The organism is Longispora fulva, assembly GCF_015751905.1.
GTDB lineage: Bacteria > Actinomycetota > Actinomycetes > Mycobacteriales > Micromonosporaceae > Longispora > Longispora fulva.
The window spans coordinates 174,828-198,931 of the sequence record NZ_JADOUF010000001.1 but is presented as its reverse complement, the minus strand read 5'-3'; the positions used below and the strand labels follow the sequence as shown (position 1 = coordinate 198,931).

The window sequence follows — 24,104 nt, the reverse complement described above, 5'->3', positions numbered from 1 at the left end:
GTAGGTGAACCCGGCCAGCGCCGCCATCGATTTCGCTGGTGCTGCCAGGCGGTCCTCCGGGAATCGCTGCCGTGTCGCATAGTCGATCCGGCGGGTCGTTGCCGGTACCCGAAGACGCGCGTATGCATGATGGTGAATGCTGTCCGATGTGGAGGTGGAGACCGTGCCCTCGGTGCCGTATCCGGTGAAGCCGCACGTGAACACGGCCATGGGGACTCAGCCGTCCAACCCACCCGCCACGGACACCCCGGCACCCCACAGCAGGCCGCCGGCGACGAGAGCCACCTCGACGGAACTGCTGCGGGTGTACAGCCCCGGCAGCGGGGATCACCTCTACACCACCTCGGCCGCCGAGCGGGACAGTGCGGTCGCGAAGTTCGGCTACGCGGACGAGGGCGTGGCCTGTCGCGTATTCGAGGCGCCCGGCGCGAGCACGACGGCGCTGCTGCGGGCGTACAACCCTGCCACCGGCGACCACCTCTTCACCACCTCGGTCGCCGAGCGAGACAACGCGATCGCCCAGCACGGCTACGTGGACGAAGGCATCGCCTGCCACGTGTTCACGACGGCTCGCGCGGGCACCACGCCGCTGCTGCGGGCGTACAACCCGGTCAGCGGGGATCACCTGTACATCATCTCGGCCGCCGAGCGGGACACTGCGGTGGCCAGGCACGGCTACGTCGACGAGGGAATCACCTGCCACGTCTACCCGCGCTGACAGCAAAGAAGCTCAGTTGTCGCTACGGGTAGAGCGTCACATCAGCAGGCACGGCGGAAAGCCTGAATTCGCGTTCGGTTGTCATTCCCACCTTACGGTGATCAGGCCGGTGATGTAGTAGGTGTCTTCGCTGGCCTGGGTGATGCAGTCGAGTTCAACGGTGGTGGCGGTCTGGCGGAGCAGGTGGGCTTCGCGGTACTGGTACCGGAGATAGTTGAGCCAGACGTTGCGTAGGTCCTGGGCGACGAGTGCGGGACTGGCGGAGCGGTGGGCGGTGCAGGCGGCCGTGATCTGGCGGGCCGGATCGCTGCTGGTGGTGACGGTGACGGTGACGGTGTCCAGCGTTGGGCAGTGCCAGAGGTAGCAGTCGAAGTCCATGGCCATGCCGGACAGGTTGTCGCGGTCGGCGGGCGAGACCGCGGACGTCATCTGCCGCACGGCTTCGGCGAACTGGAGTGCCTGGGAGGTGTCGTCATCGACGGTGAGTGGGACGGGGGCGTCTCGGCGCCAGGCGGCGGGATCGCGGTGGCGCCACCAGTACAGGACGGTGCGATCCTCGGGCCAGGGGGCGAGTTGTGCGCCGGAAGGTTCGAAGCGGTCCCGTCGGGGGTTGATGGGCCGCCAGTGTGGTGCGCGATCGTAGTCGGCCGGGTCTGCGCGTTCGTGCCCCAACTGTTGTTCGTCGCTGGCCCCGATGTCGCGGTAGTTCTGTTGAGCCTGGATGAGTGAGGTCGTGTTCGCGCCGCCTGCTTGGTCGGGCCAGCGGAGTGGGACAAGGTCGTCCTGCCAGCCGCAGATCGGGCAGATGTCATGCGAACCGGGCGGTGACTGCAGAGTCAGATAGCCGCAGCACACGCACGGGTAGGTCAGAGGCACACCGCTCACCTTGCACCATGTTCACCGGGCTGTCCCTGCAATATCGGTCGACCCGACGGACACCCCGGCCGGACGGGCTCATCGACGCGACGCTGATCGGTGACCCGCCGGCGACGGTGGGGTCCGGCCGATCCGGTGACAGGTGCCGATCAGGCTCCGGGCCGGTATCGGGCCCCAGCGGCGGCTGTCCTCGCTGCGCGGATGGTCGCCGGTGACCAGCACCTGCCCCGCCGGCACCCGGAGCCCGGCCACCCCCGCCAGGGTCGCCGGCACCGGATCGCCGGGGCCGGCGGCCAGCCGTTTCACCCGTAGTCGCGTGCCGTCCTCTGTCGCGGTCGTCGGCGGGGTCAGCAGGACCACGGACCCGGGTCGCGGGACATGGCCGGGCCGGCGGAGGACGAGCAGCCGATCTCCGGGACGCAGGCTGGGCAGCATGCTGCCGCCCTGGACCGTGACCAGGATCAGGCGGGTCCGCAGGAACGCCCACAGGCCGGCCAGGACCAGCACCGCAAGCAGCACCGCCAGGAGGGCCGCCATCAGCCGACCTCCGCCGTCAGCTCGTCCCGGTAGCCGGCCGACTGGACCGCGAAGAGCCCAGCATAGGTTCCGCCGGCCGCCACCAGATCCGCATGCGGCCCGGTTTCGGTGATCCTGCCCTGGTCCAGGACGAGGATCTTGTCGGCGTCCCGCAGGGTGTTGAGCCGGTGGGAGATGAGCAGGCTGGTCCGCCCGGCACGGTGCGTGCGCAGGGTGGTGTGGATGTCGTGCTCGGCCCGCGCGTCCAGGCCGGAGCTGGGCTCGTCGAGGATCAGCAGGTCGGGATCGTCCAGCATGAGCGCCCTGGCCAGGGCCACCCGCTGCCACTGCCCTCCGGACAGGGTCGCGGTGTCGCGTACCCGCGCCTCGGGGTCGGCGTCGTAGATCCGGCTGAGCATGGTGTCGTACCCGCCGGGGAGCGCGGCCAGTGGGCCGTCGGCCCGGGCGAGAGCCGCCGCCCGCGTTATCCGGGTCCGATCGGTGAGCGCGGACAGGTCGCCCATCCCGATGTTCTCGGCTGCGGTGAGGTCGTAGCGGACGAACTCCTGGAAGACCGCCCTGACCCGGGCGCGGAGCAGCGCCGGGTCCAGTTCGCGCAGGTCGACGCCGTCCCAGAGGATCTGACCGCAGCTGGGATCGTAGAAGCGGCACAGCAGTTTGACGACGGTACTCTTCCCGGCCCCGTTCTGGCCCACGAGGGCGGTGGCCTCCCCGTACCGCAGAGTAAAGGACAGGCCGCGCAGCACCCACGGCGAGTGCTCGTCGTACCGGAACCACACGTCGCGGAACTCCAGCCCGCGGCGCAGGCGCCCCGGAGGGAGTACGCCCGGGGTCAGGGCGTCGGCCGCGCCGATCACCTCCTGGTAGCTGCCGAACAGCAGGAGCGCCTGGTAGCCGCGGGCCCCGGCCGCCGCGAGCTGGGCCATGCCGGCCTGTACCCCAGCCACGGCCGCGATGAACACGACGACGTCGCCGGGCGTGAGCCGCCCGGTCCTGGCCCGGTCCGCCGCGGCCAGCAGTCCCGCGCCGGTCACGACGCAGGCGACCAGGCCCAGGAGGCCGTGCAGCCGGGCGATCCGCAGGTCCACGGAGTTCTCCGCGGCCATTGCCCGGCGTGTGACGTCCGACATCCGGGCGCTCAGGAAGCCGCCCGTGCCGAACAGCCGGATCTCCTGCGCGGCGGTGCGGTCGGTGAGCAGCATCTGGTAGAAGGACCGGCGCCGGATGGTCGGGGACAGGCTGACCGTCAGGTCCGCGCGGGTCCGGGCCATCCGCAGCTCCGCGTACACGACGGGCAGCGCTGCCAGCACCGCCGGAACGGCGATGGGCGGCCACAACGCGCACAGCGCCGTGAGGAATCCGGCCAGGAGCATGCCGGACCGGATCAGGCTGACCGAGCCCTCCAACAGGTCCTGTGGCGCGGTGGCCCCGGCCTGCTGAGCCATCCGGAGCTGGTCGAAGAACCGGGGGCTCTCCAGCCGGTCCAGTCCGGTGAACGCGTTGACCTTGGCGAAGAGCCGGTCCTGGGCGGCGGCGCTGGTCGTCCGCCGGAGCTGGGCCTCGGTGTACCGCTCGGCCTGCTGCGTGAGCACAGCGGTCAGGCTGAGCGCCGCCAGCCCGCACACCGGCCAGGTCACCGGACCGGCCGTCGGTCCGGTCAGCCGGTCCAGCAGGACACCGGTGATCCAGGCGATCGCGACCGGGACCGCGCCCGTGACCAGGGCGAGCGCCAGGAAGTACCCGACGAGCACGGGGCTGGTCGACACGCACAGGCCGGTCGCCGCGCGCGCCCGGGTCAACAGTGCGCGGGGGGCGGCGCTCATGCGGGTACCGGCCGCGGCAGGTCCTCGACGGTGTGCGAGGAGACGACGAGGCCGCCGTCGGAGTAGTGCTCGAATGTGGGGAAGGCGCTGATCCCGAATGCCTGCAGCAGCGGGCCGGTGCTGGCGACCAGGACCGTGTCGCAGACCTCGGCCAGCTGGGCGGCGGTCTGGGGAGCCGATTCGTGATCGTCCACCACGACGGCGAGCGCCCGGCCGCCGGCGGCGGCGAGCCGGGCGGCCAGTTCGCGGAACGGGGGCAGGCTCGCCACGCACGGGGGGCAGGTCGAGGTGAACATCCCGATCGCGACCTCACCGCTGGACAGCTCCGCGCCGGACACGGGCCGGCCGGCTGTGGTGGTCGCGTCGAAGGCCGGCAACGCGGTGCCGGCGGGCTTCGACGCGGGGGGCGTCGCGCCCGGAGCGGCCAGGCGATCCCGGACCACGGCGGCGAGGCGCAGGGTCAGCCAGAGGTTGAGGACGCACATCGCGGTCAGGGCCGTTCCGGCGGCGAGTAGCACGGAAGTCATGTTTCATCCTTCAGTGGGTGGTGAGCAGGCGGTGGAGGTCGTCCCAGCGGCTGACCAGGAAGGCGGCCCCGGTTCCCAGAGCCAGCCCCAGCACGAGGACCCCGGCGACGGCCGGAACGGGCGCGGCGTCGGACAACAGGAGTCCGCTCCCGGCGGCCAGGAGCAGGAGGCCGTTGCGGGCGAGGTGCCCGGCGCGCACCGGCTCCGCGGACCCGCCGAAGCAGTTGCACGGGGCCGGACTCCCGCGCGCGAGGGTGCCGGCGAGGACGACGGTGAAACCGGCCAGCATGGCCAGGGCCGCCGCGCAGCCCAGCCTGGCCGTCGGCGGCCAGGCGATGAGGCCGGCGGTGGCGAGTTCGGCGCACGGCACGAGCGGGGACAGGACGCCGGCCGCGCCGGGTGGGATCCGCCCCAGGGCGGCCACCGAGGCGGCGAACGCGCGCAGCCGGTCCCGCGACCGCAGCTTGCCGATCGCGGCCAGCGCCAGCACCCCGACCAGCAGGGCCCGGAGGGTGACACACGTGAAGACCATCGGGTTCCCCTCGGCGGTGTCGTGGGAGCGGGTAGGCCCGCTCCCACGACGGTTCAGCACGGAATGTTGGTACAGAGCACCCCGTACCAGGCACCGCACTGGACTGTGCAGTTGCCCATCGTCTGGCAGTTGCGCCGATAGATGTTGGTCAGGCCAAGGACGCAGACCCCCCGATCCTCGGTGTAGAACTCGAGGGGGCAGGACGCGCTCGCGGTGACCTGCGGCACTATCCTGCGGAACAGGCGATTCAACATCGGGGCGCTCAGCACGACGCGCCGGGCGTGGCGCACGTCCAGCCCCAGGCGCTGCACTGGACGGTGCAGTTGCCCATCGTCTGACAGGTGCGTACGGCGCGCTCCATGATGTGGGTCGCGTAGTTGCACCGGGTGATCCCGTACTCGGTCCAGTACTCCATCTGGCAGGACGCGCTGGCCACGGCCTTCGTGGCGGCGAGCCCCAGGATTCGGTCGATCAGGCGCATGTGCGGATCTCCCTCGGATGTGTTCAGCGGACGGGTGCCGCCCGCCCCGGAAACATAGAAGCGGCCGACTTCCGTTCGCATTCATCTCGACTTCATGGCAGGTACGGAGGTCGCGCGGCCGTCGGTGGCGGACGTGCCCGCGTCACGGGGCGCCACTCGGGTGGCCGTGGTGGTTCGGAGCCAAGTCGGGGTGAAGCGGCCCTTGACACGATCGGCGTGCCATCGGACGCCTGATACTGGCTCAGTCCCAAATTTCGTGAAGCCGCATTGGTCGTTGATCCTAAGTGTCTGGATTGGACAGTGTTCGCGGCTTGCTGCCGCACCTGGCCGGGGTCGTGGTCAAGCGGGTGTTCGTGAAGGGGCTTCTCCCTCCGGATCCGCTCGAACAGCTCGGTGGACAGATCCTCAAGGCGGGGGCTGCGGTTGAGGAGGAACACCTGGCAGACCACCATCGGCAGCAGTTGGTCGTCGTCGCGGCCGAGCCGGTAGCCCCACTCGGCGAGCACCTCCCGGATCCGACCGATCTCCGCGTCCACCCTGTCGCGTCCGAAGACCCGCCAGGCCAGGGTGAGCCGGCCGAAGCTGCCGAGGCGGTGAAACTCGTTGAACCCGCCGAGCAGGTATGCCTGCGCCGACAAGTACGGCCGGACGGCATCGTCGGCCCAGGCGGGTGCGCTGTGACGAAAGCCCGGCTGGTCGGCGCCGATCACCTCCGCCCACTCTTTAGCCGTCCAGCCCCAATACGAGCGGCCGACTCTCGCGCAGCGCAACACGATCACGGCGACAGCGTCGTCCATCGCCCGGCGGCGGTGGGTGGTCGGTGGGGAGTCCAACGCGGCGTTGACCGCGTCCAGAGGCCGCAGCAGCCGGCCGATCACCGACCAGCCCGGGGCGATCGGATCGTGGCGGCGCAGTCGCCGCAGGTTGACCACGCCGAGCTCGGCGACGGCCTCCCGCTCGGTGTCGGGGACCAGTGCCCGGGTGTCGTAGTCTTCCGGGTTGATCGGCCACTGCCAGGACTGATCCCCCAGTCTTGGCAACATTTCTCAGCGGCATCCCATTCATCGGGACACCTCCGTCGCCGTCGTGGCCGTCTCGGTGAGCATTCGGATCCGCCAGGCGTGGATGTGTTCCATGCCCCGGGCCAGTTTGTCGGCTAGGTCCCGCCCGGACAGGTGGATGTAACGCAGTGTCGACTCTGTCGACCGGTGCCCGGCGAAGGTCGCGATGGCGTGCAGTTCCCAGCCCATCCGAGCCAGATCGGTTAGACACAGATGCCGTGTGGTGTGCGTGGCGAACCGGGGAACACCTGCGGCCAGCGCGATCCGACGGATCACCTTCGACCAGGTCCACAGACTCAACGGCTTCCCGTGGTTGCGGCGCGACTCCGACAAGAACAACGGTCCCCGTGCCCTGCTGATCGTCGCCCGGTGCGCAAGATAGCCCGACAGCAACACCCCTGTCGGTGCCGAGTACGGCACGACCCGTTCGAGCCGGTTCTTCGTCGTCTCCGCCCTCACCCGCAGCGTCCGGTGTCCCGGGTCCAGGTCATCGGTCCGCAGCGAGCACAGCTCCTCCCGTCGCAGCGCCGCGTCGTAGGCCAGGGCCAGCATCAACCGGTTCCGAGGCGGCTCGCCCGCAGCCACCGCAAGCACGTCCAACCACTGCTGCTCGCTCGGGATCCATGGCAACTTCGTCAACCGCGGCACCAGACCCCGCTGCTGGCCGCCGAGGCGCCGGCCCGGCGTGTAGCGGCCCCGCCCGACCGGGTTGGACTCCCGCAGCCCCTCCTCGATCAGGAAGTCGTAGAGCAACCGGACCGGCACCAACCGTTGCTGCAACGTCGCGTTCGCCAACCCCACGCCCGAATCGAGCGCCACGACATTCCCGCCCCGCCGACTCGGCCGCGACGTCAACTCCCACACGTACCTCGCGACATCGGCCCGGGTCGCCGTCACCGGGTCGAGGCCGTCCCGGTCACACATCTCCAGAAACTCGGCCAGCCCGCGAGCGTACGCATCGATCGTCCGCGGCGCCCGCCCCGATCCACCCACACCCGCAACCAGCCGACCGCCCGCTCATGCCGGCCAAGGACCGGCCACTTCTCCAGCACCAACTCGCTGCCCAACACATCTCCCAAGTCCGTGGCGACGCCCCGGAGATGAGATCACCTCCGGGGCGCCAGATTCCACGTAACTTTTAAGATGCTTAAGCGACAAATGTACGGCCGGGCCGGGTTCGCCCTGCTCCGCAAGCGAGTCCTCCTCGCCCGCTGAACCCCGAACCTCGTCCAGCGCGCCTCTGTGCTTGGCTACAGGAATGACGATCAGGTTCACGGCCCACTCGACATGGGTGGACAACAACGTCACCGGATACGACCGTGTGTCCGCGATCGTCTCCGAAACCGACGACAAGAGCCGCTTCACGCTCTACTTCGAAGCCTCCCTGTCCACACCAGATGAACGCGACGCAGCCGAAGGCGAAGACACCTACTGCCTGATCACCCACGGCCAGAAATCCGCATACGGCTGCGTCACCGAAGTCGCCCTTCGGAACCGAGTACTCCGGGTCGTCATCGCCCCGCACGCCCAGGAGCCCCTCGGCCTCAACGACACAGAGATCGAAGCCTCCCTCCACCACATTGACGAACACGCCCTCGAGCAGCTCCGCCTCGCACTGCGGTACATCCTCACCTACGGCCGCACGGACGCCACCCCCGCCGTCATGGACCTCTGACCGCAATCCGATCCAAGAACATCTATCACGCTTTACGGGCCAGAGCCCAGTAGCAAATGTCGCAGCCACTAAGGCGCTGGCCAGCCGAGTGATTCCGCGTAGGCGGCGAACTCATACGTCGCTTCGAGGCTGCCGGGCCGCGGCGGGTCGTGGGGATCCCAGCCGCGGGCCCGGTCTTCGATCACCTGGGTCAGCAGCGGGCGCCACCTCGGATCGAGATGGTCGCGGGCCCATTCGGCCGCGCCTCGTTTGGACGTCACCCCTGCCGTGGCCAGTGTGTACAGGACTCGGCAGTAGGCCGACACCGTGTAGCGCTGGGCCCAGGCGGTGTCGAACGGAGCCCAGGTCCGCAGGCCGGCCATGAGCTCGGGCAGCGCCACGCGCATCGCGTCGCGGATCGCCTGTGGGGGTACCTCGTCGACGAGGTCGGCGATCGGTGGCCCGGCCAGGGTGATGCCGTGGTGGCGCAGGATCCATCGGGTGTGCAGGGTGTTGCAGTGGGTGTCCCAGATCAGCTCGCGGTGGCCGTGGTCGCAGAACAGCCAGGGCACGCCGAGCCCTTCGATGCCTCGCAACGATGTGACATCGGCGTAGGACCCTTCCAGGTGTCGCGTCCAGAAGCCCTCGCGGGTCGGGATCTCGTCGTGCAGCCGGCGCAGTTGGTCTTCGGCCGGGCCGGTGGGCAACGTCGTGGTCGCGATGATGAAGTCGCAGTCGCTGTTGACGTCCCCGGCGTTCAGCGCGAAGGAGCCCTGAAGGTAGGCGCCGACGAAGGTGTCACCAAAGATGTCTCGGACCGACCCGGTGAGTTCGGCCAGGAGGGTGTTGAGTTCTTCGAAAGGGGTGAACATGCGGGATTCTCCGACCCGTAAGAGGAGTTGGGCATACGGGCGCGGCGGAGGTGTGAGACCTGGCCGCGCTAGGCGCGGCGGGTCCGGGTGGCGGCGAAGCAGCAACATGTCACCGGCGTAGGTTAACCGCGCCCATGGGTAGCGGCCAACCCCATTTGTCCACCGAACCCCGACACGGCGGTCCAGGCGCAACGCTTTGTCACAACGAACTGCGGGCTGGACAACAACCTGCTCAACTGGCCAACTGAAGCGCTCAATCACAACGCACCCCATGCCGGACCGGGTCGACGGAAGGGGGCGCGCAGCACAGGTCCACCAGGTCTGCTTAAGCGGGCGGCAGGTAGCAGGGTGAGAAGATCAGGGCCCGCAGGATGTGGTCGTACCCGGTCACGGAGATCTTGTAGCCGTCCGTCGGGTTTCGGACGGTCAGTGTCCAGTCGCCGCTGGGCAGTCTGTCGAGCGGTTCGGTGAACTCGTAGCCCTCGGCCTTCCAGGAGGTCTCCAGTAGCTGGAACACCGCTTGCTGGTCGCGGTCGGCTGCGAAGGGCAGGTCGTAGGTGCCCTGGATGTAGTACCGGTCGTCGGCGGCAGTCTCGCCTTTGCGGCCCTCGCACGGGGCGGGGCCGAGGCCGACCTGTCGGCCACGTCCCTGGCCGGCGACGATAGCCGCCAGACCACGGAAGTAGCTCTGGACCTGCTGGCTGGCCTCAGCTTGGTTGCCGGTGGGTAGTACCTCGTTGCCGGTGCCGTCGCACCCGGCGAGCAGCACGAGGGCGATCGCGGCTGTCGCGGACAGGCGCGCGGGGCCGGGCAGTCTCATGGTCGGGCCCTAGTGGTGAGTGTGTCGTGGTCGTGCACGCCGCCAGAACCGATGCGGCCCAGGGTGAGGACTTGGTCGATGACGGCGTGGTCGGTCAGGTCGGCCAGATGCAGGTCGGCGAGCGACATGTGCAGTGAGCGTGCGTCGGTCACGACCACCGCAGGGACGCCTGCCGCGCGGGCGGCATGGATGCCGCGAGCGTGGCTGCTGACGACGATGGTCCGGTCGGCGGGCCGCGGGTGGGTGCCGTTGCCGGCGCGGTGGCGGGCGAGTTCGATCAGCTGGGCGCGGTCGGGCTGGTCGTCGCCGAACGCGCTGACCCGCCAGTCCACATGCTCATCCAATCCGGTGCGGGACAGCAGGTTCAGGGCCAGCTGGTAGGACAGGCCGGTGCACAGTCCGACCGTCGCCCCAGCGTGTCGGGCCCGGGCCAGGAAGTCTCCGGCTCCGGGGAGCGGGTCGAAGGTGGGGTGGGCGGCGATGGCCTCCTCGCGTAGCTCCCGGTAGCAGGCGGCCAGGTGCTCGGGCACCAGGACGTGGGCTTCTTGCGGGGTGCGGCCGGTGGCGGTCAGGGCGGTGATCGCCACGTCCCAGCAGGTCCGCCCGGCCCGGGGGCCAAGGTCGCCGGGGTCGCGGCCGGTGACGGTGCGGGTGGCCGCGCGGGCGGCGTGCTGCACGAGGTCGGTGTCGGTGACCAGTAACCCCTCCACCCCGACCAACAGCAGCACTCCGTCCGGTGGGATGTTCATCCGGTGCATGTCGCGTGCACACGCCCTCCGGGCCCGGTGCCCTCGACGGTGACCGTGACCGGTGCCTCGCCCACCGTCAGGGTGCCGGACGGGGCGGAGACGGAGTCGGCGCGTCGGTGGTCGACGAGCACCGACAGCCGGTCAGCTCCCCCGGCCTCGCCCCGGGCCGTGTACGTCCAGGTGATCGTCGTCGGCGAGGTGCGCCGCAGGACCAGTTGCCCGGTGTTGCGGGCCTGACACCCCGCAACGTCTGACTCGGCGGCCTTGGTGGCACCGGCGGCTTCGGTAACGCGCGGGGTGGGCGAGCCTGCGAAGTGCCAGGCCACGAACAGCCCGATGATGGCCGGGACGCTGATCGCGGCGGCGAGGATGAGCCTGTGCTGCCGGACCCGGTTGAGGTGTTCGGTCCGGGCACGTTGGCGATCCACACGGCTGGTCGCCAACGCCTTCCACAGCGCCCAGACCACCAGCCCCGCCACCGCGACGGCGGCGGCGGCAAGCAGCCCGCTCACTGGGCACCGCCAGCCATGTCGCCGTCGGGAGCCAGGACCCAGCAGACGCTGGCGACCACCCACTGCACTGCGATCCGGCGGGCACGCAGGGTCCGGCGAGTGCTGACCACCTCGTCGACGAGGCCGCCCAGCAGCCGGTCGGCGTCCGCGGCGGCGGTGCGGCCGTCCGGGTCGGGGTGGTGTGCCGACAGCTTTTGGCAGATAGCCCGTACCGCGCCGAGACCGACCAGCACCTGCTGGGTAGCGGCATCGGCCTGCGGCGCCCACGACAATGCGCGGTTGGCAACTCGCGACGTTCCTGTCAGCAGCTGCGACGCGCCGGTCGCGAGGCGGATGTTGTTCATGCGGCCTTCCTCAGGTACCAGGCCGCGGCGGCCGGGTGTGGGTGGTGTTTGACGTCGCGGGTGTGGTCGCCGCGCCTGCGGGCCGGGGCCCGGGCGTCGAGTGCCGCGATCTGGGGGATGCCGCTGCGTTTGCACCCGTACATGGCGTGGTCGGCGGCGTCGAGGACCTGGTCGAGGGGCAGGTGTCCGGTGACGATGGCTGCGCCGAGGGACATGCTCATCGCGACCGGTGTCCCGTCGACGGCGAACGGCCGGCGCAGCCGGTGGTGCAGAGCGGTGAGCGTCGGGTCCAGCCAGGTGCTGTCGGTGGCGTGGCGCGGGCAGGGCAGCAGGAGCGCGAACTCGTCGCCGCCGGTGCGGGCCACGACGCTCCCGCGAGGTGCGAACTCGGCGAGTCTGCGGGCGTACTCGGCCAGCACCCTGTGTCCGACGGCGTGCCCGAGGGTGTCGTTGACCGCCTTGAAGTCGTCGCCGTCGGCGGCGATGACCACCCACCGTCGACCCGCGCTGGTCTGCACGGCCGCGCCGGCGGTGTGTTCCCAGCCGTCGGCGTTGAGGAGGCCGGTGCGTGCGTCGTGCAGGGTCGCGTAGCGGGCGGCGCGGGTGCGGGCGGCCTGCCGCAGGCAGCACACACCCAGGGCGGCGGCGATCCCCCACCCGGCCACGGTGACCAGTGCCTGCATCGCGACACCTCCTTCCAGAAGTTGCTCCCGCGCGAACGAACAGTCAGAACGGTTGGCCGGTGGCCGGCCGGCGGGTGCTTGGGGTCCGCCGGCCGGCCGCCCGCGCCCCGCGTGAGCGCGCGGAGCGCGGGCCGGGCGACACCCGGGGCACACGGGCCTGGGCCGCAGGTGTCGCCGACGACGCCGGTCCCGGCAGATGAGGCGTCGTCCAGAAAAGTCAGGTAGGGGGTGCGGCCGAGGTCCGCCCGCCGGAGAGGTGGGCGGTCAGCGTTCGGGGGTAGCTTCGTGGACCTCAGTGGTGGTGAGCAGGGCGAGGATCTCGTTCACGTGCCGGTACACGGCCGGCATGGTCAGTGCCTCGCCGCGCATCAGCACGGCCAGTTCGTGCTCGACGTCGTTGGTGATCTGCCCGGTGCGGAGCCTGGCCCGAAGCTCGAGGAGGGCGTGCAGGTATCTCTCGAGCTGGTCCCGGACCGGTGCTGCGGGCAGCAGGTCGGCAGCCATCCGTTCGTTGGCGACCCGTGCGGGAAGCAGCTCCCACACCACCCGGTCTCGGGGCCGATTGCCGGTGGAGATGGTGACCAGATGCGGCACCCGCACCCACCGGTCGGGTGGAAGCGGCGCGGACGCGGACATCACCAACGCCCGAGGCTGGGGATCGGCGGTCTGGAACGCGACGCCGAGAGCGAGGGCGGCGGCGATCCAGTCAGGGTGCACCGACACTTCCCGGGGTGCGACCACCACCGCCAGGACGGTCCCGCGCGCCGCACCCGGCCGGGCCAGGCGCACCGCCGTATCCATCGCTTCCCCGGGCAGCCAGCCCACCCGGACCCGGCCGATCCGGCCGATCCCAGGACCGCCGGGCGCCCCGTACCCCGCCATGGCTACGCCGACTCCCGGGCCAGGCGGTACGACCAGGTCCGCGGTCGCGCTCCAGCCGATCACCACGTCCTCGCCGGTCACCACACAGCCCCCAGCGGGACCCCGGCGGCGGCCAGGTCGTGGCGAATCGTCCACGCCTTGTGCCACGGCCCCCGCGCCGCGACGGCGGCACGGTCGGCCGTCCGTGCCCTGGTGCACGGCCACCGCTCACCGCAGCCCGCCATGCACCGGTCCAGGTCATCGCCGTGTCGGCGATGGCTCCGGGCCAGGCGGCTCGCGGTAGCCGCTAGGAGCGGGTCGGTGACGGCATCAACGTGCGCTGCGGTGGTCATGGCGCGTTCCTTTCTTGTCGGTCCGGGGACCGGGCCCAATTCGATGCGCGGCAGCGGTTCGGAGTGAGATCTCGCGGCGAGGAGACCAGGCGCCCCTGCAGCACTTAGGGCACTGCTCGGGCGTGGCGACGTCCACCTGGCGCTCGGGTGGTGCCGGCGGGGCCGTGTCCTCCGGTCCCAGGAAGGGCACGGCCCCGCCGGTGTCTGAGAGCCGCTCAGGCCTGGCTGGGCCGCCACATCGGGTACAGGCTCGGTCCGTCCGGCAGCAGCATCGGGTCGCCGAGGTCGGTGAAGCCGTGCTCGCCGTACAACTTGCGGCTGTCGAGGTCGCACGCCTCCAGGTAGGCGGCGGCTCCGACGTCGTCGAGGTGGGACAGGCCGTGGGCGAGGAGCTGCCCGCCGATGCCCTGGCGCTGCATGTCCGGCCGGACCGCCAGCAGCGCGAGGTGGTCGTGGGGGCTGGCCGGGTGGTGGCGGTCGAACGCCTCGTCGAGGATCTCGAAGCGCGGCAGGTTGTCGCCGACGGCGGCGGCGAGGCGGGACGGGTAGTCGGTGATGTCCGGGACCGAGCCGGTGCGCGGCATCCACACGGCCACACCGGCCAGGTCGCCTGCGATGTGGATGTACCCTTGCGCGGCGGCGTGCTCGACGAGGATCTCGAAGTAGCCGGGCAGCCGGGCAGCCCGCTGCTCGTCGTCGGGGATCAGCCAATCGATGACAGCCAGCGGGTTGAACGCCTTGGCGATGACGGCGGCGATCGCCGCAGTGTCGGTGGGGGCGGCGCGGGTGATGTCAACGGCGGTGGTGCGAGGTGGGTTCATGACGGGTCTCCTTAGAAGCGGTCGGTCGCCGGGGTGAAGGGGGTGTTGCTGTGCACGCCCCGCCCGATGGCCCGGAACACGGCGGGCCGGGTGGTGCGCAGGATCAGGGCCCAGGCGCAGCCGGAGGCTGCGAGGCCGGCCAGACTGGCGGGGATCAGCCACCGCAGCGGCGAGGTCTCGGGCACGCCTAGGACGCTGGCGAAGTTGCGCAGGGCGAGGGCGACCATGACGGTCAGGGCCACGGCGGCCAACCCCGGGGCGATCAGCCGCATCCACACCGACGGCCGCCCTGCGGGCTCGGCGCGGGCGAAGTAGATGACTACCGCGACCGAGGTCGCCGCCAGCAGGACGAGGATGCCGAAGCCGCCGGCCGCGCCGGCCAGGTAGAACAGGCTGGTCAGCGGATCGAGGCCGGCGACGGCGTAGGCGGCGATGACGAAGAACGCGATCACGGTCTGGGTGAGCGAGCCGTACTTCGGTGACCCGGACCTGCGGCTGGTCTTGCCCAACCAGGCCGGCAGCACCCGCTCGCGGCCGAGAGCGAAAGCGTAGCGGGCCCCGGTGTTGTGAAACGCGACCATCGCGGCCAGCAGGCTGGTGGCGAACAGCACCTGCCCTGCGGTCGCCCAGCCCGTGCCCAGTTGCCCGGCGGCGTTGCCAAACACCAGGTCCGGGCCCAGACGCCCAGCAGCCGTGATCGTCGCCGCCGGGCCTAGCGGGATCGTCATCGTCCAGGCGCTGAACGCGTAGATGACGGCGATGGCGACCACCGCCAGGTACGTCGCCCGGGCGACGGTCCGGGCCCGGGCCTCCTCTACGAACACGGCCGCCTGCTCGACACCGCTGAACGCCAGCACCGCCATCACCAGGGCCGCACCCACACCGGCCGAGGCCAGGCCCGCCGGGTGAAAGTTGGCGGCCAGCTCGACCGGACGGCCCGGATGCGAGGCCGGCAGCAGGTTCGCTGCGTCGAAGATCAGGACGACGGCGACCTCGGCGGCCCCGAGAAGGGCGAGGACCCGGCCGGAGATCTCGATCCGCCGCACGCCCAGCACCCCGACCACGGCCCAGCAGGCCCACGCCACCGCCCACCACGGCGGGGACCAGCCCCACCAGGCGTCCAGCAGCGGCGACACCGCCGAGCCGATCGCCCCGTAGGCGGCCATCTGCACGAAGAAGTAGGAAGCCAGGGATATCCATGCCACACCCACCGCAGGTACCCGGCCCATGCCGGCCGCGATGTAGGCGTAGAACGCACCGGCGTTCGGCAGCCGACGCGCCATCGCCAGATAGCCCGGCACAAACAGCAACAGCGCGGCACCGACCAGCAGGAACACAAGCGGGAACGCCTGCACGCCGGTCGCTGCGTAGCCAATAGTCATGACACCGGCGACCACCGTCAGCGGCGCGGCGGCCGAGAACACAAACGACAGCAACGACCGCGTTCCTACGCTGTCGCGGCGCAGCGCGTCAGCGACCAGGTTGGACCTGGTCGGGCTGGATGAGGGCGGGCTGGTACTCACAGGCACGACGGACTCCACACGGTCAGGGGGGCTGGTGGGGACTGGGTCAGGGGGTGGTCGCTGCGGAGGCGACAGTGGCCGCGGTGACGGCGAGCAGATGCCTCAGCGGCGGCGGTAAGCCCGCAACCATGTCCGGCACCGCCCGGCGAAGACTTCGCTGATCACGGGTGAGCCAGTCGGTCAGGCTCACCGCGTGAACCAGGCCGGCCAGCAGCCGCATGCTCGGGGGCGCAGCTGGAGGGTCCGTGAGCGCCGAGCGCAGGAGCACCGCCCGACCCGCCGCGTACTGCCAGCTCGTCGGGACGAACGTTGGAGATCTCGACCAGCCGAACCTCCGGCGCTGCTTCTCACGCAGCCGCCCTGCGTCAACCAATCGGGCACGGACCCCGGTCACGGCATCATCGGCCCAGAACCGCAGCCAGCGGGCGAGATCACCGCCCCGCACCTGCTCAAGATCGGAAGCGACCTTCGCCAGCAGCCCGTCCGCCAGATTGGCCGCGGGGCGCGTCAGGTCCAACCGGCGCTCCGTCAGCAGCACCAGCCCAACAGACATGAGCTCCGCGACCAGACCTGCCGCGAGACCTACCGCCACCGCCTGCGCCGACGCGAGCGGTCCACCCGAGATCTCGTCATGCGCGAGCAGGTACAGGTCCGCGACGACGCCCACGTTCTCCTCGCCCACGGACAGCGCGGCGACAACCAGGTCCCGTGAGCTCGGAGTCCGCGCCAGAGGCCGCACCTCGGCCAGCAGTGGCACAGCATCGGCGCCCAAGGGCGGATAGTCCCCGAGCGTGGTCGGACGCCCCCGCAACCGACCCTGGTCCGCAGGTGAGCTCGGGACCCTCTGCGACAAACCGCCGGCCTGCTGCACCTCCGCGACGACAATGCTCGGCTGCGGTGACCAGTCAAGGGGGTCGACATAGGCCTGAAGTCCGTTCAACATGCCTCTCCCTTCGGCCTTCGCTCGGGATGTCCGATGTGCGCGGTGACGCTTGATTTCAACCGTGACGCAATGATCGACGTAGGTGAACGGCATCCAGAGGGAGCCCAGCGGGAAGGACGGGGAGAGTAGAGGGAGAGTAAGGGGAGGCTTCGTCCGTCCCTGGTCGAGATCTAGCGATTTCCGGTGGAGCCGATAGAGTCTCGGAATCTGGAAATCTCACGTCGGTGGTTTGCACAGGAGGCGTAGGTGATCAGCCCGTTCGTGCGGCACCTGCGGCTGGTGCAGATCATCAACGGGCATTGCGCCGCCCAAAGCAGGAACCTGGGCGACCTGGCGCTGGCGATCAAAGTCAGCCGGCAGCGTTTGAGCAGAATCCTGAACCTGCGATCCAAGCCCACGATGGACGAGGTCCAGGACCTCGCCGACGTGCTAAAGCTGCAGGGCGAGGACGCGCGGCTCTTCGAGCTGATCGGGCGTGACGCGCAGACCGCCGGGTGGTGGCAGCGGATACGCGAGAAGATCGGACCGCGGCAGGCCCTCGCGGCTGATCTTGAGTGCGGGGCCACCGAGCTGTTCGAGTACCACCTGACGATCCCGCCAGGCCTCCTGCAGACTCCCGAGTACGCCGCCGCCCGGGCCGCCACCGATACCGCCGAGTGGCCCAAGGGATTCGACCCCGCCATGGCTGTGGATGCCCGCCGTCGTAGGCAGCGGGCGGTGCTCAGGCCCGGCGGGCCCGGGTATCAGGTGGTGATCGACGAACTAGCCCTGCGCAGACTCAGCGCCCCGTGGCAGGTGACCTGCGAACAGCTACGCCACATCGCCACCGTGGCCAGAACACCCAACCGGGTCCTGGTGCGGGTGCTGCCGATCGACGCCGAGATCAACAGCAACCGGGTACCTAAGAGCGCGTTCAGTCTCTACCGGCACGAGAGCGGAGACCCCGAGATCGGCGTCGCCGACACCGTCACCTCCGACGTGATGATCACCGACCCGGCGGAAGTCACCTCCTACCACGTGCTCCACGCAGCTCTTTCCGACGCCGCGCTCGGCACGCACGACTCGATAGCGTTCCTGCACGACCTCGCCAATCACATCTCTCACCGGAACAGGTAGCCACATGCCAGAAACGTCGAAGTTCACCACCTGGCGCAAGTCGACCCGCAGCGGCGGAGCCTCCAACTGCGTCGAAGTCGCCTTCACCGACGACGACGCAGCGGGCGTGCGCGACTCCAAGGACAGCGGTGGTCCTCACCTGGAGTTCCCGCGCGACGACTGGACATCTTTCGTCATCAGCCTGCGGGATTGGCCCTTGTAATCGGCTCCGACACGAACATCCATTCACGGTCGGTGTTGTGATCATCGACTGTGAGTGGAATGCTGAGCTGATCACACAAATGGACATTCCATGTGTTCGGTCAGTTCGCCGGTCAGGTGACCGGTCGCCGGAGGTTCGCGATGCCCGCACGCAACGACTTGCTGCGCCAGGCCCGAGAACAGATGGTCTCCCCGTCGGGGTCCGGCGAGCCACTGTCCCGTCAAGAACTCGCCGAACTGGTCAACCACGCCTTGTTCGAAGACACAGAGCGTGAGCACGCGCTCGACGCCAATCACATTGGCAAGTGGGAGCGAGGCGAGATCCGCCGGCCACAGCCCCACTACCTGGTGGCACTACGTCGGGTGCTGAAGGCTGACAGTAATTCCGCTCTTGGATTCGGTCCCTCCACTCCTCCGCGGGCAGTGGGTACCGTGGAGGATGTGGACCGCAAGACATTCCTCGCAGGGACGTTGGCGCTCGGGGCTGGAGCGCTGCTCCCTTTGCCTGCTCCTGCGGCGGCGTTGGCGAGCCGACCGCGACGGATCGGCGAACCCGAGGTTGCCGGTATCGAAGACCTAACAACGTTCGTCGCTTCGATGGACAACACCCGCGGGGGCGGAAGCTTCGTACTCCAGGCGCTGCATACCCAATTGTCCGAGACATTGGCAACGCGGAGAGACGCCAGCTGCGAGCCGAGGCTCCGGGCACGCCTGGACGCAGCGGTCGGCGGCCTGGCCAGCGTAATCGCGTTTGCCGCGTTCGACAGCGGGGACGGACCATTCGCGGAGGGCGCCTACCAGGCGGCAAGAGCTTTCGCGGAGGAGTCCGGGGATTGGCACCTGCGGGCCATCGTCCTCGCCGACATGGCTCGACGTTCAGTCTTCATCGGCGATCCCGACGCCGGGCTCACCCACGTCGAGTCCGCGATGGTCCGCAGCGACTGGCTCACCGCCACCGAACGGGCCATGCTGCATGCCGTGCGGGCTCGTGCGCTCGCGGCCCTCGACCCTACGGAGCCGCATCGTGTCCAGGCTGCAGTCGACGTCGCCGACACCGAGTACGCCAACCGGAACGTTGACGAGGATCCGACTTGGATGCGCTTCCATGACCTGGCCCAGCACCAGGGCGACACCGCTCACGCCCTGGCCGACCTTGTTCTTCGTTCAGCCCGGTTGGCGGCGCAAGAGCGCCTTGTCTACGCCACCACCAATCACAGCGCTGGATACGAGCGGTCCCGGACCTTCGCCGCGCTCCGGCACACCCAGGTTGCATTCGACCTCGGCCAGGTCGACATTGCGGTCCACCACGGCGAGCAGGCCATAGCCTTCGCCAGCGGCGTTCGGTCTCGACGCATCGTGGCCTGCCTGCGGAACCTCGGCAAGACGGCAGCAGCCCAGCAACCCAACCCGGCTGTGGAAGCCCTGCGCGACCGCATTCAGGGGGCCATCGCGGCGTGAACAGCGACCCCACAGAGCTGGCCCGTCACGCGTGCCGGCGCAATGACCTTGCCCCCTCACAGCTGAAACTCCTGCGCTCAGGCGAGAACACCCTGTTCTTGCTGCCAGAAGGCATCGTGCTTCGAGTGTCTCGCCCCGGTCAGATTCAGGCCGCGCACAAGGAACTTGCCGTCGCCCGGTGGCTCAACCAAAGTGGCATCCCAGCTGTGAAACCGAAGTCCGACCTCGCCACGCTCATCGTCGAACTCGACGGCTGCGCCATCACCTTCTGGGAACAGCTCCCACAACACAGCCCGTGCAGCCCACGGGAACTGGCCACTGCACTGCGTACGATCCACGCACTCGCACCGCCTGCCGAGTTCACCCTGCCGCCAGTCGAGCCATTCGTGCGACTCGGCCAGCGCCTGGCTTCCAGCCGCTGCATCAATGAAGATGACCGAAGTTGGCTCCTCCAGCACCTCGCCGACCTCCAGTCGCGGTACACGGCTGCTGAACTGCACACCGTCGGCAAAGTCCTGCATGGCGACGCCTGGGACCACAACATTGTCGCCACCTCAAGGGGCCCGATCGTCCTTGATCTCGAACGCTTCGCTATCGGCCCCGTGGCCTGGGACCTGAGCCTCAGTGCCGTCGACCACCAGACATTCGCCACCCTCTCTACCTCGGCCTGGCAAGAGTTCTGCACAGCCTACGGCCACGACATCACAACGTGGGAGCACTACCCGCTGTTTCGCGACATCCGAGAGCTCCGCAAAACGACGTTTGCCCTGCAAATCGCCGATGAGCAACTTCAACACGTGGAACAGGCCCGTTTTAGGGTTGCCTGCCTGCGAGGACTCCATGGCAGTCGGCCCTGGCACTGGCACGCAGTGCCCTAGGAGCTAGCCGCACCAGACTGCGGGGCAATCAACACCTGAGCACGCCACCGGCCCGAATCGCCCCACAGGTACACGCCATCGACCGGTCCGTGAGGTCTTGGTCGATCCATTCACGCAATAACATCTACACGTCAGAAACATTGGGATATGCAGATGTGATGAGGTGGCACTTGGGCGATGGCATGATCCACATCATTCGACGGCCGCGCGAGCTCTGGGCAGAGGCCCAAGGCGCAGTCATGGTGAACGGCGGAAGGGTCGTCAACATCAAGAATGGGGAACAGGTAGCGTTCCCAATTGAGCCGGGAGAGCACGAGGTTCAGATCAAGGTCTACGGTGACATCGCGCCGCTGTCATCGAGCCCCAAGATCACGATCAGCGTTCGCCCGGGCCAGGATGTTGAGCTCGCATGTTGGGTCTTCACACGTCGAGAATGGCTTGTTAACCGGCTGAAATTCGCGCTCCAGCAGGAGACCTGGCGTTCGCCCACAAGCACCGGGCCGTCCGGCGAGGAACTGGCGCTGACGGCCGGCTCGCTCGTGGAGATCCTGGAGGGCTCGCGCACCGAGGAAGATCTGGGGGAAGAGGCCAGAATCGTGGACAACTCCGGTAGCGACAGTGGCGTGACCCGGTCAGTCAAGGTCAGCAGGGAATGGACCCGCACTGTGACCGTCGCACACGACCAGGCCACAGCTCGCGGGAGTGCGCTCACGATCGGGCCAGGTTGGGCAAACCTGAAGATCCAGGTGGATCAGACCCTCCGGCACACCTACGGCATCGGCTCCTCAGTCCGAGAACTCACCGAGGAGGAGATCATCCTTGTCGTGCCGCCTCGCCGGACAGTGCGCCTGTTGCTTCGATGGAAACGCGTCTGGCAACACGGCCTTGTCCGTGTGTCCAATTCAGGAGGCGGTTCGGTAGAGGTGCCGTTCCGCGCGCTCGTCGGCGTGACGTTCGACCAACTGCAGCAGGACGCCTCGTAAGGCACAACGCCCCTGAAGGTCCCGAAAAGAAAGCCGCCTGGGCCGCAGAACAGCCATCCCAGCGCTGCCGAGGCCAGGGACGGCTAGGGTCTGTTTGAAATGTGGTTCGTTAGATCGGTGTGGCTGATTTGACGGATGCGCAGTGGGCTCGGTTGGAGCCGTTGTTGCCTCAGCGTGGCGTGATGGGTCGTCCGCCGAGGGATCGGCGGATGGTGATTGACGGGATTCGGTGGCGGGTACGGACGGGGCCTCCATGGCGGGAGGTTCCGGAGCATTACGGGCCGTGGGAAACGGTGTATGGCCTGTTCAGGGCGTGGCAGCGTGATGGGACGTGGGCTCGGGTGTTGGCGAGGTTGCAGGCCGCCGCCGATGCCGAGGGGATCATCACGTGGGATGTGTCGGTCGATTCCACGGTGGTGCGTGCCCATCAGCATGCCGCTGGGGCGAGTAAAAAGGGGCCGGGCAGGTAGATTCGCCGGGCGGGGTGGACATCGAGCCCAACGACCATGGGTTAGGTCGGTCGCGGGGCGGATGGACGACAAAGATTCACCTGGCCATCGAGCAGGGACAACGTCCGCTGTCGATCGTGATCACTGCCGGTCAGGCCGGCGACAGTCCCCAGTTTGAGATGGTCCTGGAGCAGATCCGCGTCGTCCGACCGGGCGTCGGTCGGCCGCGCACACGCCCTGACAGGGTCCTGGCCGACAAGGCCTACAGTTCCCGTTCCAACCGGGCTTACCTGCGCAGACGTGGTATCAAGGCCACGATTGCAGAACCCGCCGATCAGATCGGTCACCGCAAGAGACGCGGCTCGGCGGGCGGCCGTCCGCCGTTGTTCAGCACCGAAACCTACAAGCAACGCCATGCCGCCGAGTGCGGCATCAACCGGCTGAAACGCAACCGGGCGGTGGCCACCCGCTTCGACAAGCTTGCCGTGCGCTACCTGGCCACCGTCCGCATCGCGGCCATCAACGAATGGCTCCGATGACATTTCAAACAGGCCCTAGATCACCCGGAACTCGGCACCGGGGTAGCGCGTGCCGTTTACCTGGATGGCCACTGAATGCAGCCCAGGCGTCACGGTCGTGGTGGCCGTCGTGCGCATTCGGTGGACCTTGACGAGGCTGAGCAGCTGCCCGGACGTGGTGGTGGCCCGGGAGAGGTGGTAGACCTTCTCGCGCCGCCCGCCCCGCGGGGTGGTTGAGGTGATCACATAGGTCACATGCACGGGCAGGCTCTCAGCTGCGGTCAGGTCGACGGTGAACACCAGGGTGTCGCCCACCGGGATCTGTGTGCGCTCGAGCCGGAGGGGTGAAACATCGACGGGCGCCTCGCTGGAGTATCCGAGGAATTCGTAAGCCGGTGACCAGCCCTCCTTGAGTCGGGTCTTGAACGCTTCGCGGGCGATGAACTGCATCTGTTTGTCCGTGGCGATGCCGGAGTCTCGCCAGTGCGTGACGGTGTCCATCGCCGACCAGCTCGCCGACCTGCAAGAGGTATCCCGAAACGGCATAGTCTCATCGTTCGACGGACCGGGGCCGGATCTGGAGCTGTGGAAGCAATGGATGGCACCGTGGGTCGGCAGGCCGTGGGCCGAGTCCCCATTCCTGGCTGCGGAATCCTACTTCTACCGCCAGTTCCTTCGCGCGGTCGAGTACTTCGACTCAAACTCCGCGTGGCGGTGGGTCGACCCGTTCGCTCCCGTCAAGAGCGCCGAACTGACCGGGACCAACCTCGCGCAGCACTGTGACGCCTATGGCCAGCTCGCGCACCACGATGTTGCCGCTCGCACTCAGGCGCTGCTCCACGCAAGCCTGTGAGGCAGCTGGGCCGACCTCGGATTCCGCATCACCCACGGCGAAGGCGGAGGCGACCTCATCCTCGATCACAGCCGCCGACTCGCCCACTACCTGGCCTAAGGGCTGCGCGAGGTCACCGTCGCCGCCGACAACTCCGGCCAAGAACTCGTCTCCGATCTCCTGCTCATCGACCACATGCTGCACCAGCTGAAGGTCGAGAGGATCGTCCTTCAGCTCAAGCCATTCCCGCATGACGTCTCCGACGTCACCCCCAGGGACCTGCTGGCCTGCCTTAGCCGCATCGGCCAGGCAAGCAGCGCGGCTGCCCCTGCTGCCGGCCGCATCCGCGATGCGCTGCGCGCCGGCCGACTCGAGCCCCGCACCCACGCCCTCTCCCACACCTGGTGGCGCGGGGACTACGACGGCACAGGTGAGAGGATCAAACCATGACAACGCGCTACTGGATGTTCTCCGATGCCTGGGTCGGCGGCGAGGTGCAGCAAGACCTCGCCGAAGCACTCGAGACCCTGGACTCCTACCAGACGCGAGTCAACCTGGACGGACGTCGCGCCTTCACCATCTGGATCGGGCCCGTCCCGGCCGACTGGGACGACCACCAGACCGTCCAACGCGCCGACGCCCAGCTACGCATCGAGCTCGACCACGACCAGCACCGCATCGCCGTGACCTGGCTGCCGGATGGAACCCACGTCATCGACTCCGAGCCCACTGGAGAGTTCACCGTAGTCGACCCGTTCCAAGACGCGCCGGCCGCCGTGGTTCCCGCCGAACGGACCGTGGCGTCCCTCGACGCCGCACGCCGCGCGCTGGCCGGCTACATCACGACCGGGACCAAGCCCGCCGACATGGTCTGGGCCTGACACAATCCACCAGGTCGGCCAGGATCACCGTATCAGCACGACCAGCGGCGGCATCTGGACAAGAGCGTCAGGGCCTGCTCCCGTCGCCCGGTGGCATC

Annotated in this window: 31 protein-coding genes; 10 read left to right on the top strand and 21 right to left on the bottom strand. The window is 68.9% G+C overall.

Features of this window, described 5'->3' with window-relative positions; genetic code table 11:
• Positions 1-136 precede the first annotated feature (136 nt).
• On the top strand, positions 137-718 hold the full coding sequence (locus IW245_RS00925) for a hypothetical protein (protein WP_197001290.1): 582 nt from the start codon (positions 137-139) through the stop codon (positions 716-718).
• Between the two features lie 81 nt (positions 719-799).
• On the opposite strand, the gene IW245_RS00920 is transcribed toward IW245_RS00925, so the two are convergent.
• From IW245_RS00920 to IW245_RS00885, 8 genes are all read right to left on the bottom strand, one after another.
• Positions 800-1,594: a CPCC family cysteine-rich protein gene (locus IW245_RS00920; RefSeq protein WP_197001289.1), complete on the bottom strand. Its 795-nt coding sequence runs from the start codon at positions 1,592-1,594 to the stop codon at positions 800-802.
• Between the two features lie 78 nt (positions 1,595-1,672).
• Positions 1,673-2,131, bottom strand: a complete 459-nt coding sequence (locus tag IW245_RS00915; protein ID WP_197001288.1) for a S26 family signal peptidase — start codon at positions 2,129-2,131, stop codon at positions 1,673-1,675.
• Positions 2,131-3,954, bottom strand: coding sequence for an ABC transporter ATP-binding protein (locus IW245_RS00910; RefSeq protein WP_197001287.1), 1,824 nt, complete (start codon positions 3,952-3,954; stop codon positions 2,131-2,133). Before IW245_RS00910 ends, IW245_RS00915 begins: the two co-directional genes overlap by 1 nt.
• Positions 3,951-4,481, bottom strand: a complete 531-nt coding sequence (locus IW245_RS00905; RefSeq protein ID WP_197001286.1) for a TlpA family protein disulfide reductase — start codon at positions 4,479-4,481, stop codon at positions 3,951-3,953. Before IW245_RS00905 ends, IW245_RS00910 begins: the two co-directional genes overlap by 4 nt.
• 10 nt (positions 4,482-4,491) lie before the next feature.
• Complete coding sequence (locus tag IW245_RS00900) at positions 4,492-5,013, bottom strand: MauE/DoxX family redox-associated membrane protein (RefSeq protein ID WP_197001285.1); 522 nt, start codon at positions 5,011-5,013, stop codon at positions 4,492-4,494.
• Between the two features lie 262 nt (positions 5,014-5,275).
• Positions 5,276-5,494, bottom strand: coding sequence for a hypothetical protein (locus IW245_RS00895; RefSeq protein ID WP_197001284.1), 219 nt, complete (start codon positions 5,492-5,494; stop codon positions 5,276-5,278).
• 92 nt (positions 5,495-5,586) lie between these two features.
• Complete coding sequence (locus IW245_RS00890) at positions 5,587-6,426, bottom strand: hypothetical protein (protein ID WP_197001283.1); 840 nt, start codon at positions 6,424-6,426, stop codon at positions 5,587-5,589.
• Between the two features lie 129 nt (positions 6,427-6,555).
• The gene (locus tag IW245_RS00885; protein WP_197001282.1) at positions 6,556-7,479 is read right to left on the bottom strand and encodes a tyrosine-type recombinase/integrase; all 924 of its coding nucleotides are present in this window, start codon (positions 7,477-7,479) and stop codon (positions 6,556-6,558) included.
• Positions 7,480-7,813: 334 nt separating this feature from the next.
• Here IW245_RS00885 and IW245_RS00880 point away from each other — a divergent pair, with 334 nt between their 5' ends.
• The gene (locus IW245_RS00880; RefSeq protein WP_197001281.1) at positions 7,814-8,230 is read left to right on the top strand and encodes an Imm10 family immunity protein; all 417 of its coding nucleotides are present in this window, start codon (positions 7,814-7,816) and stop codon (positions 8,228-8,230) included.
• A gap of 68 nt (positions 8,231-8,298) precedes the next feature.
• On the opposite strand, the gene IW245_RS00875 is transcribed toward IW245_RS00880, so the two are convergent.
• The 11 genes from IW245_RS00875 to IW245_RS00825 form a co-directional block, all read right to left on the bottom strand.
• Positions 8,299-9,081 (bottom strand): aminoglycoside adenylyltransferase domain-containing protein, encoded by a 783-nt coding sequence (locus IW245_RS00875; RefSeq protein ID WP_197001280.1) that lies wholly within the window; start codon positions 9,079-9,081, stop codon positions 8,299-8,301.
• A gap of 325 nt (positions 9,082-9,406) precedes the next feature.
• Positions 9,407-9,901 carry a hypothetical protein gene (locus tag IW245_RS00870; RefSeq protein ID WP_197001279.1) on the bottom strand — a complete coding sequence of 165 codons (495 nt, stop codon included), beginning with the start codon at positions 9,899-9,901 and terminating at the stop codon, positions 9,407-9,409.
• Positions 9,898-10,650, bottom strand: a complete 753-nt coding sequence (locus tag IW245_RS00865) for an HAD family hydrolase (RefSeq protein ID WP_197001278.1) — start codon at positions 10,648-10,650, stop codon at positions 9,898-9,900. Before IW245_RS00865 ends, IW245_RS00870 begins: the two co-directional genes overlap by 4 nt.
• Positions 10,647-11,162, bottom strand: coding sequence for a hypothetical protein (locus IW245_RS00860; RefSeq protein ID WP_197001277.1), 516 nt, complete (start codon positions 11,160-11,162; stop codon positions 10,647-10,649). Before IW245_RS00860 ends, IW245_RS00865 begins: the two co-directional genes overlap by 4 nt.
• The gene (locus tag IW245_RS00855; protein ID WP_197001276.1) at positions 11,159-11,506 is read right to left on the bottom strand and encodes a hypothetical protein; all 348 of its coding nucleotides are present in this window, start codon (positions 11,504-11,506) and stop codon (positions 11,159-11,161) included. Before IW245_RS00855 ends, IW245_RS00860 begins: the two co-directional genes overlap by 4 nt.
• A complete protein-coding gene (locus tag IW245_RS00850) occupies positions 11,503-12,189 on the bottom strand; it encodes a GGDEF domain-containing protein (RefSeq protein WP_197001275.1) in 687 nt (228 codons plus the stop codon). Before IW245_RS00850 ends, IW245_RS00855 begins: the two co-directional genes overlap by 4 nt.
• A 264-nt stretch (positions 12,190-12,453) precedes the next feature.
• Positions 12,454-13,152, bottom strand: coding sequence for a hypothetical protein (locus tag IW245_RS00845; RefSeq protein ID WP_197001274.1), 699 nt, complete (start codon positions 13,150-13,152; stop codon positions 12,454-12,456).
• Positions 13,149-13,403, bottom strand: coding sequence for a hypothetical protein (locus IW245_RS00840; protein WP_197001273.1), 255 nt, complete (start codon positions 13,401-13,403; stop codon positions 13,149-13,151). Before IW245_RS00840 ends, IW245_RS00845 begins: the two co-directional genes overlap by 4 nt.
• A gap of 215 nt (positions 13,404-13,618) precedes the next feature.
• On the bottom strand, positions 13,619-14,224 hold the full coding sequence (locus tag IW245_RS00835; protein WP_197001272.1) for a GNAT family N-acetyltransferase: 606 nt from the start codon (positions 14,222-14,224) through the stop codon (positions 13,619-13,621).
• Positions 14,225-14,235: 11 nt separating this feature from the next.
• Positions 14,236-15,753, bottom strand: coding sequence for an APC family permease (locus IW245_RS00830; protein ID WP_197001271.1), 1,518 nt, complete (start codon positions 15,751-15,753; stop codon positions 14,236-14,238).
• 40 nt (positions 15,754-15,793) lie between these two features.
• The gene (locus IW245_RS00825) at positions 15,794-16,783 is read right to left on the bottom strand and encodes a GOLPH3/VPS74 family protein (RefSeq protein WP_197001270.1); all 990 of its coding nucleotides are present in this window, start codon (positions 16,781-16,783) and stop codon (positions 15,794-15,796) included.
• Positions 16,784-16,936: 153 nt separating this feature from the next.
• Between IW245_RS00825 and IW245_RS00820 the strand changes: the two genes are divergently transcribed.
• The 6 genes from IW245_RS00820 (at position 16,937) to IW245_RS00795 (ending at position 22,314) form a co-directional block, all read left to right on the top strand.
• Positions 16,937-17,806 carry a helix-turn-helix domain-containing protein gene (locus IW245_RS00820; RefSeq protein ID WP_197001269.1) on the top strand — a complete coding sequence of 290 codons (870 nt, stop codon included), beginning with the start codon at positions 16,937-16,939 and terminating at the stop codon, positions 17,804-17,806.
• Between the two features lie 4 nt (positions 17,807-17,810).
• A complete protein-coding gene (locus tag IW245_RS00815; RefSeq protein WP_197001268.1) occupies positions 17,811-18,008 on the top strand; it encodes a DUF397 domain-containing protein in 198 nt (65 codons plus the stop codon).
• Positions 18,009-18,100: 92 nt separating this feature from the next.
• Complete coding sequence (locus IW245_RS00810) at positions 18,101-19,465, top strand: helix-turn-helix domain-containing protein (RefSeq protein ID WP_197001267.1); 1,365 nt, start codon at positions 18,101-18,103, stop codon at positions 19,463-19,465.
• Positions 19,462-20,343 (top strand): phosphotransferase enzyme family protein, encoded by an 882-nt coding sequence (locus tag IW245_RS00805; protein ID WP_197001266.1) that lies wholly within the window; start codon positions 19,462-19,464, stop codon positions 20,341-20,343. Before IW245_RS00810 ends, IW245_RS00805 begins: the two co-directional genes overlap by 4 nt.
• 182 nt (positions 20,344-20,525) lie before the next feature.
• Complete coding sequence (locus IW245_RS00800; RefSeq protein ID WP_197001265.1) at positions 20,526-21,326, top strand: hypothetical protein; 801 nt, start codon at positions 20,526-20,528, stop codon at positions 21,324-21,326.
• A 113-nt stretch (positions 21,327-21,439) separates the two neighbouring features.
• A protein-coding gene (locus IW245_RS00795; protein ID WP_372445297.1) for an IS5 family transposase occupies positions 21,440-22,314 on the top strand; the annotation gives its coding sequence in 2 pieces (ribosomal slippage) (positions 21,440-21,787 and positions 21,790-22,314; 873 coding nt in all).
• A gap of 15 nt (positions 22,315-22,329) precedes the next feature.
• Here the strand turns inward: IW245_RS00795 and IW245_RS00790 are convergent.
• Together IW245_RS00790 and IW245_RS40135 are read right to left on the bottom strand one after the other, a co-directional pair.
• Positions 22,330-22,794: a YhaZ family DNA alkylation repair protein gene (locus IW245_RS00790; RefSeq protein ID WP_197001264.1), complete on the bottom strand. Its 465-nt coding sequence runs from the start codon at positions 22,792-22,794 to the stop codon at positions 22,330-22,332.
• A 196-nt stretch (positions 22,795-22,990) separates the two neighbouring features.
• Positions 22,991-23,377, bottom strand: coding sequence for a hypothetical protein (locus tag IW245_RS40135; RefSeq protein WP_231398608.1), 387 nt, complete (start codon positions 23,375-23,377; stop codon positions 22,991-22,993).
• Between IW245_RS40135 and IW245_RS42565 the strand changes: the two genes are divergently transcribed.
• The gene (locus IW245_RS42565; protein WP_372445298.1) at positions 23,306-23,575 is read left to right on the top strand and encodes an ARMT1-like domain-containing protein; all 270 of its coding nucleotides are present in this window, start codon (positions 23,306-23,308) and stop codon (positions 23,573-23,575) included. The two genes, IW245_RS40135 and IW245_RS42565, sit on opposite strands and share 72 nt — an antisense overlap.
• Complete coding sequence (locus tag IW245_RS00775; RefSeq protein ID WP_197001262.1) at positions 23,572-24,006, top strand: Imm1 family immunity protein; 435 nt, start codon at positions 23,572-23,574, stop codon at positions 24,004-24,006. Before IW245_RS42565 ends, IW245_RS00775 begins: the two co-directional genes overlap by 4 nt.
• Positions 24,007-24,104 lie beyond the last annotated feature (98 nt).